This is a genomic window from Frankia sp. CcWB3 (assembly GCF_977927595.1).
Genome location: NZ_CDWRCK010000020.1, coordinates 1 through 1,566, shown reverse-complemented (window position 1 = coordinate 1,566; position 1,566 = coordinate 1). Strand labels below are relative to the sequence as shown.

At 69.0% G+C, this 1,566-nt stretch carries 2 protein-coding genes and 1 pseudogene; all 3 read left to right on the top strand.

Annotated features, from left to right (window positions below; translation table 11 throughout):
- The first annotated feature begins 121 nt into the window (after positions 1-121).
- Positions 122-778 (top strand): dTMP kinase, encoded by a 657-nt coding sequence (tmk, locus tag ACY5KJ_RS03170; protein ID WP_462202755.1) that lies wholly within the window; start codon positions 122-124, stop codon positions 776-778.
- Between the two features lie 132 nt (positions 779-910).
- Positions 911-1,294: a recombinase family protein gene (locus tag ACY5KJ_RS03165; protein WP_462186620.1), complete on the top strand. Its 384-nt coding sequence runs from the start codon at positions 911-913 to the stop codon at positions 1,292-1,294.
- Between the two features lie 2 nt (positions 1,295-1,296).
- Positions 1,297-1,566, top strand: a pseudogene (locus ACY5KJ_RS03160) (hypothetical protein); the annotation flags it as partial.

The window sequence follows — 1,566 nt, the reverse complement described above, 5'->3', positions numbered from 1 at the left end:
TTTCATTTCGACTCCTATGACGCCCTGGTCACCGCCCGCCTTTTCGTACTTCTCGCGACACACCCAGGCGGCAGCCCGCTGTCCCTAGACGAACTCCGGGGCCAACCACAAGGAGAAACCGATGACCCGGCTCCGGCCCTTTTCTGACCATCGGCGGGGGCTTTTCATTTCCGTCGACGGGCCGAGCGGCGCGGGAAAATCCACCCTGGTGCGGCACGTGGCCCAGCTCCTGGTGGCCGAGGGCGAAGACATCCACCTCACGCTTGAACCCTCCACCGGCCCCATGGGGACGCTGGCCCGCCAGCTGACCGAAACCGTCACCGGCCACGCCCTGGCCTGCCTGTACGCCGCCGACCGCTACCACCACCTCGAAACCGAGATCCGCCCCCAGTTGGAGGCCGGCAAGACGGTCATCTCCGACCGCTACATCCCCTCCGGCCTCGTCATGCAGCGATTCGACGGGGTGGAGCCGGCCTTCCTGTGGGGGCTCAACGCCGAAGCCGACCGGCCCGACCTGTGCGTCATCCTCGAAGCCGACCCCGACATCATCGCCCAGCGCCTCGCCGACCGGGGCGCCCACAACCGCTTCCAGCTCACCCCCGGCTCCAGCCACGCCGAAGCCCACTTCTACCGCCAGGCCACCGACCGGCTGATCCAAGCCGGCTTCGACGTGTTGCGCGCCCAGTGCGGCCAGCGGCCGCCGGAGCGCGTGGCCGCCGAGATCCGCGACCGCCTTATGGCCTTCTTCGCCGCGCCTGCCGCGGAACCCGCGAGCTAGAGCTAGATCGTCCCGACGCCCGCCCCCAAGACCAGGACCGGCGGTGCTGGATGGCGCCCGCAACCTGTGCGGGAGCCTGCATACCCGCCGCCGGTCCTGCTTCCTCGACCTCATTCGTATGGAAGGAGCACCGTGCCGCAGACCATCTATGGCTACATCTGCATCGAGCACGCCGACGAAGCCGAGATCGACCGTCTCGACGACCAGCTCACCGCCCACGCCCGCGCCGAGGGGCTGGCCCTGGCCGAAATCTTCGTCGACCGCTGTATGCCGCCGGGGCGCATCGTCCGGCCGGGCCTCACGGTCCTGCTCGAAGCCGTCAAGCGGTCGGAGGTCGCCGGGGTCCTGGTGGTTAGTCTCGATCACCTTTCCCCGTTGCCCGCCGTCCGGCAGGCCATCGAAGTGGAGATCGAAGGGCTTGGCGGGCGGGTGATCTACCTTTCGGAGCCCAGCGCGCCGGACGCCCCGCCGTCCCGCCCAGGTCTTACGGGCCTGACCACTCCTAGGCCGCGGTGAGCATGAGCGCCGCTTCCACCGTCTGCCAGACCGTGACCAATATGCCCGTCGCCTCCCGGGGGCTGGACATTCGCCAGTTTGCCGCCGAGCAGACGGCACCCGGCACGGCACGCCGCCACACCGCCGCCGTCTTGGAGTCTTGGGGGCTGTCGGCCGTCACCGACACCGCCGTGCTCGTCGTCTCCGAGCTAATAACCAATGCCGTCCAGGCCACGGCCGAGCATTACCGCGACGATGCACCAGACAGGCCGCCGACCATTGCCATGCGCCTG

Bases quoted from the DNA above. Each gene is read 5' to 3' on its own strand.
- tmk (WP_462202755.1), top strand. From the start codon at position 122: ATGACCCGGCTCCGGCCCTTTTCTGACCATCGGCGGGGGCTTTTCATT.